Raw genomic sequence first — 7487 nt, 5'->3', positions numbered from 1 at the left:
TGTTGCCGCGACGACTGGTGAAGTGGAGCCTTTAATCGTGAAAGTCTGAGCAATTTTAAGCAATACTGAGGAGCACGTGCGTTAAGTGTCCTAGACTCAAGAATTCAGGGGTTGAACCGTTCGGCCGATTCGGCGTTATATGATATTGAACTAAGTACGGAACCTTATCCAGTAGATGTTTACCGTTATTATGTGCAATTCAGTGCCATAAAGAAACAACTATTTTATGACGTGAAATATACGGAGACGAAATGGGTGGAAGAAGATACTGACGGAGATGGGATCGGCGATGAAGAGACATTAGCCCTGAATTGGTATGATGTAACGCATAGCTCCTATTCGGACTATAGTATCGCGCAGAATAGGGCGAATCAGGGTATATATTATATTATTTCGCCCTCTGAGTCTAGAACAGAAACTTCCTCCATAACAAGCAGCACGAATTCATTTCAATCGTCCATCTCTTATAGCCAAGGCGGATTTAGTGGAAGTTTATACAAACAAGGTTCATCTTTTGTGTCTTCGGGGTCTTTAACACCTGCAGACTCCAAAACGGCGACTTCAACTTGTGAAGTGCGCAAATACGGAAGGTACAATGCACAAGGTGTTTGGGTCAAATCAAGTGAGGACCCAGCCTGTCCTTCTTCCATGCCATATAGTAGCGGGGGATATACCGGTACGCTGAATCGAACAACCACAGACACGCTTAACACCTGCGCGGCGTCGGGCGGTACTCCAAATTCTTACTGTACCGGCCACTGGCGTGCGAATTATTCAGGCACGGTTAATAAACCAGCCTCAGACACACGAATGTATCGACAAAATTATAGTGGTACGGTTTTTAAGCCTACGGTACTTAGTTCTGAAAAATATGGCGAATGGGTTAGTGTGAGTAGCACCTACAAGTGGAGATACGTATATGGAATCTCCAATACTCGTGTCGAATCAAGGGAAGGTACGCCAACGCCGACTACTCGTGCCACTGTACTTAGAGATTACTATTCTCAGGCAGTAGCAGATCAGAGCGCGATTCAAAGCTCGGCAGGAGCTCGTATTGGCTCTGAGGGGGGCTATAATTATTACATTAGCAACTCTCCTGGTGCGACTATTATGTACCAATCTGTCGGTACGACGACAGGATACAGATATATCAATACAACGAAACAATCGATTAAGGACATGTTGTATCCGATCGGCAAGGGTTGGTCATGGAAGTTGCCTTATGTCGAAACGGAAGCTAATAAGCAATATGTCCATCTTGCTGATGGAGGGCGTTATGAGGTAGATAACGGTTCCTTGAAAGGGACTACATGGCTGGGATTGAGTTTTACAGAAGATACATCGCTGACAGTTAGTGGCACAGTCTCTAAATATCGTTTAACGTCTGTTGACGGGACGATGAAGCAGTATTTCTCACAAGAAGGTCACTTGCTGCAAATCGCCGATGCCTATGACAATACGATCTCCTTCATATATATTCAGAATGCGATATATGGGAGGAAGCTCTTGAGTCAAATTATCGATTCTATCGGCAATCGTATTCAGATTTCGTATACAACGACAGAAGTTACGATTACGAAAGGCTCAGAAACTGTTGTTTACCATAAAGGGTTGGATGGCAGTACGGAAGTTTTGGAGTCCGTTGTTGATGCGGAAGATCGCCAGACGACCTATTCGTATGAAAATATGCCTGCCAAATTCAACTTGCTCGGCTATGATGAGAGTAGGGCGAAATCGAATCCGTATATTCTATTAACCAATGTACAGCATCCTACAGGTGCGAATACAAAGTATGATTACGAGGCTGCTCCTGTCAAGCGCTATATCGGCTCTACCTCGTTTGTCGAAGCGTATCGAATGTTATCTCGTTCGGATGTGCTTATTTTCGAGAATGATACTAAGGAAACATTTAACCATCACGCCATGACTTACCCGGGTGATTATGCACAATCGTATGGACAGAATATGACATTTAATACGACATTGCATAATGGGTTAACTAGCACGACGTTTAACTACCGGAAAGTATTCGACAGCAGCTCGCAACAAGCGAACTTTTATCTTGACACGCAAGTCGAGAGCGGTGGCGGTATTGAAAAAATGACCACGAATACCTATGCCAAGCAAGTCGGTACACGAACTTACGCAGTGCCTTATCCGACTACGATTGTGTCAAGTAATAACCAGACGCCGGATACGTTGACCACAACTTCACAATACGATGATTACGGCAACGTGACCCAATCTGTAGATGTTCTCGGCGCCACGACAGTAAACACCTATCATCCTGTGAAGAAATGGTTGACGAGCACGCTGCAGCAAGTAGGCGCGGGACAGTACCAGTTTACCTCCTATTCTCGGAATGAACAGGGAGATATAACCGAAATCATCGTTAGGGAGAACAATGAAAGCGGTGCGATCCTACGTCAAGAGACATTTGGCAGGTCCGGGTCGCATGGCAATGTGACAACATCGACAACAGCCAATGGCGCGAAGTCTCAAGTCGTAACATATGAATATGATACGACATATCAGGCGTTCCCGGTAAAGCAGTTTGTAAATGTAACTAATGCAGATGGACAACTTAGTACAATTAAAACGGAATTGGAGTATGATTCCATAACAGGTCGGGTGGTAGGATCAATTGATGGACGAGGTAATAGGACCGAATATGCCTATGATAAGTTGGGACGTATTGAGCTTGTTACGTATCCAGGAAATGTCACGCTCATGGCGGAATATGATGATGTGCTGAATACCGTCTTGATAACGGATGAGGAAGGCCGTCAGAGTAAGGTAGCATGGAATGGTCTTGGTTGGCAACAAGAGTCAGGTGTAATCTTAGCCACGGGCTACGCGATGAGATCGCGTTCTCAATATGATCAACATGGACGTGTAACGGCCACGTTTGATGCGGATGGCAATCGTACGGAATACAATCAGGATGTTTGGCGTCGCCCGACAAGTATCATCTATCCAAACCTGAAGAAATCTACGATCACATATCATGATAACCTGCGTGAAGTCGTGACAACTGACGCATCGGGTAACACCATAGTAGAAAGCTTTGATGCATTTGGTCGCTCCATGCGTACCGAAGAATTAGCGCTTTCCGGTACCCGTAATCTGGTGTCTCAGCAGTCATATTTCCCGGTTAATGGTCTTCTTCATCAGCAAACAGATGCGAAGCAGAATACAACGACCTATTCCTATGATTCCTTCGGTCAATTAAGGACGTTGACTAACGCCAAGAATGAAACAACCACCTATCACTATGACAATCTTGGCAATCATACGAAAACAATCTTCCCTGATGGTATCGAGACGGAGAAGATTTACGATGAATTGGGTCGATTAATTGAGAATATTGATCCATTAAACAATAAGGATACGTACTTTTACGATGCAAATGGAAATCGGAGCAAGTTAATCGATAAATTGGGGCAGGAGTTTACCTACAATTATACGAATCGGAACTTGCTCGAAAACAAAGTAGGACCAACAGAAACAATTGCTTTCATCTATAATGATGATGGAAGCAGGGAAAGCATGACGGATGGAACTGGAACTACGACTTACAGTTATCATCCTTATACAGGTGAACTGGACACCGTGACCTATCCTGACGAAGAGACAATTTCGTATACGTATAATAGTCAGGGTATAAAGGATACGATGACAACACCGTTCGGTGATGTTATTGAGTACAACTACAATAGCATGAATCAACTCGAAACATTGGAATGGAATGGTGAAGTCGAGTCCAGCTATACTTACAAGGACAACGGACAGCTATGGACAGAAAATCTCGGAGATGTGATGTCGTCTGAAAGGACATATACAAACTTTTTATTAACTGAATTGACGCAAGTTGGCCTAGGCGGCGATTTGGATCGTGTGTATTCATACGACCATGATGAGAACAAGAATATAGATGTACTGACAGAAATGAATCAATCAGTCGTTACGAAGGATTTAGATTTTTCCTATGATGATCTCAACCGAATTGAAACTTCGACACAGTTTAATGAATCATACACCTACGATAATCGAGGAAATCGCCAGACGTTACAAACAGAAGGCGGGGCATTGCCACCGGAGAATGGTGGCTATCAATACGATGAGTGGGACAGATTAAAGCAGGTTACAAGACTTGACGGAACGATTGTGATGTATCGCTACAACGGTGATAATTTAATGGTAGAACGTAGTGAGAATGGCGAGACGACACGATTCTACTACGATGGACAACAGATCATTGCGGAAGGGATCGTACAAGCAGATGGTATCGTTGTTGAGAAGGTAAGCTACTTGCGTGGCCATGGATTATCCATGTTGGAGGAGGCCGACGATACTAAGGGTTACTATGTGCAAAATGGTCATGGCGATGTGGTCAGCATTCTAGGTGAAGACGGCGAGATATTGAACAGCTATGATTATGATGTATGGGGAAATCCGATAGCAGCAACAGAGACGCTGTCCAATTCATTCCGGTATTCAGGCGAATATTGGGATAACACGACCGAGTTGCAATACCTTCGCGCGCGCTGGTATGATCCAAGTATTGGACGGTTTATTAATGAGGATACGTATGAGGGGGAACTGAGTAATCCGCTTAGTTTGAATTTGTATACGTATGTTCATAATAATCCGTTGATTTATATTGATCCGAGTGGAAACAAAATTGTATTATCGAACAAGGCGACAGAAGCTGAAAAGGAAGCATATGAAAGAGCAATAGCATACTTAGAAACCTCCTCAACAGCAGCAGACCTTATTAAACTATTGGAGGACTCACCTGAAGTATTTACCATCGAATTTATTGACAACCATGATATGAAATACGTACCCAGCACAAAAACAATATCATGGGATCCTACAAGCGGGCTAGTTTTAGGTGATAAAAAATCCATTCAGAGTGCGGCACTTGGCTTGGCCCATGAGATGGGGCATGCATCGCAACATTTGGAAGGATTATTAGATGAGAAAACACGTATGACTACAGAATTGCGTAATAAAATAGAAGCGGACAATTTATCGAGATTTGAAACTCCCATTGCAAAAGAACTTGGTGAATATACGCGCAAGAATTATGCTGATGCATCTGGGACATATAGAATGAGTAACTCTACTGACTGGGGTGCTTTAGTTCCTACTCGTCCAAAGTGGCATTATATAGCGCCTTGGAATTGGGGGAAACCCGGTAAAGCTTTCGAGAACCAGAATCCATGGACACCGTGATGTAGTTCAGCATTACATTGAGAGGGTGGGCTTTCCCCGCCCTCTGACGGGGAAAGCGTCACAGATTCAGGGGCGTAATTAAAAAAACTGTAATTAAAAAACTTATGAAGGGGTAGAGTGGTTGTGAACCTACAAAAACGTATCATTATTAGATTTCCTATATTGATGTTACTTGCAGTCACTATTTTAGCCAGTTGTGGAGGGAACAATATGCGTCCAGAAAAAGCATTAAATAGCTTTTCAAAATTAATTGAAAATAAGAATCTTGATGATCTTAGTTTAACAATATACTATATATCTCCATCAATTCTTACTCGTGCTCCTTTAAGTGTTGATGGTTTAATTAACAGTAGTCACGTGCATAAAGAGGTCGCTAACGGTAGCAGTTTGGAAGAACATATTGATCTTCTCAATCAGTTAAGTAATGATGTTTTAATACCTGTTGAAAATAAATCTCGTATAGATGCTCGATTTTATTACGTGTTCGAAACTAAGAAGAATCGTAAGATATTTGATGTTTCTATGTGGGGCAATGATAACAGCATTTTTGTTAATGGGCTTGAAGTTCAAGAGGATGATATTTTTTACGATGTCGTAATGCCACTTCTATCTGAAGATGGAGTCAAAGCATTGGAAACGTATTTAAACAGGGAGAAGCAGGAATAGAAGGTAGACCAAAGCAACAAAAAATACATTAATTATTTCTGCGTCATTGTTTATCATTGGAATTGGCGAATTTTTTTTCGAATGGGTTTACCTTTTGTGCTTTTTTTAGTGCATTAATTATCATTTATTGACTTGGTATTTAATCCTGATTTAGTAGTTGATTGGTGTCCTGTGTGTTCACAAGGTTAGGTAGAAATAGTAAAAGAAAAGGAGACAAACCAATTATTTTGTTATTGCAATGAGTGTGAGTCAGAATGGAGAGAACTCTGTGAGGTGAAACTGTCTCCAACCTATGGAGAAATCACTGAACCCACAGCGGATAAAATCATTCAACGGTCTGGAATAAATTCACTAAAAAGTGAAACGAGATATTACTACATGCGAGTTTAACGACTCTATGTGGTTTTCTTTTTAAGAGTTCTGCCACCGCCGTGCATCATGCACCGCACATTTAGTGGAGAAAACGAGACCAAGCAAATTTGGCTATTTACGCCAATGAAAAAATGATTTTAATCGGGGAAGCATTGCAAAAGTGTGATAAGATGCGGCATCGTACTATAAAATCATTCAGGCTTTACCGTTATTGGTTTGGCTAGGGTGGTGATGTGAAGTATGTGAAGACTTCACAAGGGAATAGGGAACTGCATGAACTTTTCTTTCAATTAGCATGTCGCCAATTGGACCTATCCCGCCGCCATAAAGAACCACGCAATCCTATTTTTTGGCATACTACGAGAAGAAGCAAACGGAGGGCAAGACAAAGGGGCAGGCGATTGTGTGCATCATGAGAAAGATGGTCAACATCGTCTATAAGATGATGAAGAACAAGACGGAGTATGTTATGCCTGCTATGCCGAAGGAAAATGTTGTATGATAATGGGTGGAACAGCGGTGTGAATCTAGTGATTTCGCCGCTTATTTCGTAGGATATAGCGGTTTATCACCCAAGATACGTATGAGGGGGATATTAAAAATCCATTAAGTCAGAACCTTTATACTTATGTGCAAAACAATCCTTTATTGTTTGTCGATCCAAGTGGAAATATTCCATCTCCACTTGAAGCTGCATATTTGGCACAGGCAATATACTCTGTTACAGGAGACGACCTTGGAAACCAAACTGTGGAAGGGGGCTGGATACTTATTGATATTCATACAAATGATGAAGGTCTGAAAATAGGTGTGTATTCAAGATTCCAGTATGGAGTAATTGAATATACACTTGTAAATAAGGGTACTTCTACTAATGGTGATTCGGTAAATAATTTACAACAACCGGTAGGGTTTTCCACGGATATGAAGGATTCAATAGAGTTCGCCAAAATACAATATTGATATAATAAAATTTGAATATGTAGTACCTTTAAAAAAATACTAACTGTGACATACTGAATTAAACTAATATATCTTAGAATTTATTATTATATATACAACTTTATGGCCACATGCGAGTATAACAACTCCGTGTGGTTTCTTATTATTCAATAAAATTCAAATTGATCATTACAATTTTAAAAATAAGTACTTGCCCGAACGTCTAATTTTCTTTTAAGCTTCATCCCTTATACTTGTCTCATCAA

General features: G+C 41.4%; 3 protein-coding genes. All 3 read left to right on the top strand.

Annotation, left to right across the window (positions count from 1 at the left end; all coding sequences use genetic code 11):
- The first annotated feature begins 255 nt into the window (after positions 1-255).
- The 3 genes from RB620_RS23460 to RB620_RS23450 all read left to right on the top strand — a co-directional run bounded on the left by RB620_RS23460 (position 256) and on the right by RB620_RS23450 (position 7242).
- The gene (locus tag RB620_RS23460) at positions 256-5241 is read left to right on the top strand and encodes an RHS repeat domain-containing protein (RefSeq protein WP_308098626.1); all 4986 of its coding nucleotides are present in this window, start codon (positions 256-258) and stop codon (positions 5239-5241) included.
- A 123-nt stretch (positions 5242-5364) separates the two neighbouring features.
- On the top strand, positions 5365-5907 hold the full coding sequence (locus RB620_RS23455; protein ID WP_308098624.1) for a hypothetical protein: 543 nt from the start codon (positions 5365-5367) through the stop codon (positions 5905-5907).
- A gap of 1002 nt (positions 5908-6909) precedes the next feature.
- Entirely contained in the window at positions 6910-7242 is a 333-nt protein-coding gene (locus RB620_RS23450; protein ID WP_308098622.1) for a hypothetical protein, read from the top strand.
- Positions 7243-7487: the final 245 nt, after the last annotated feature.

It is taken from the genome of Paenibacillus sp. LHD-117 (assembly GCF_030929555.1).
In the GTDB taxonomy this organism is placed as follows: Bacteria; Bacillota; Bacilli; order Paenibacillales; family Paenibacillaceae; genus Pristimantibacillus.
The sequence above is the reverse complement of the archived record's forward strand: the minus strand, read 5'-3'. Positions and strand labels throughout refer to the sequence as shown.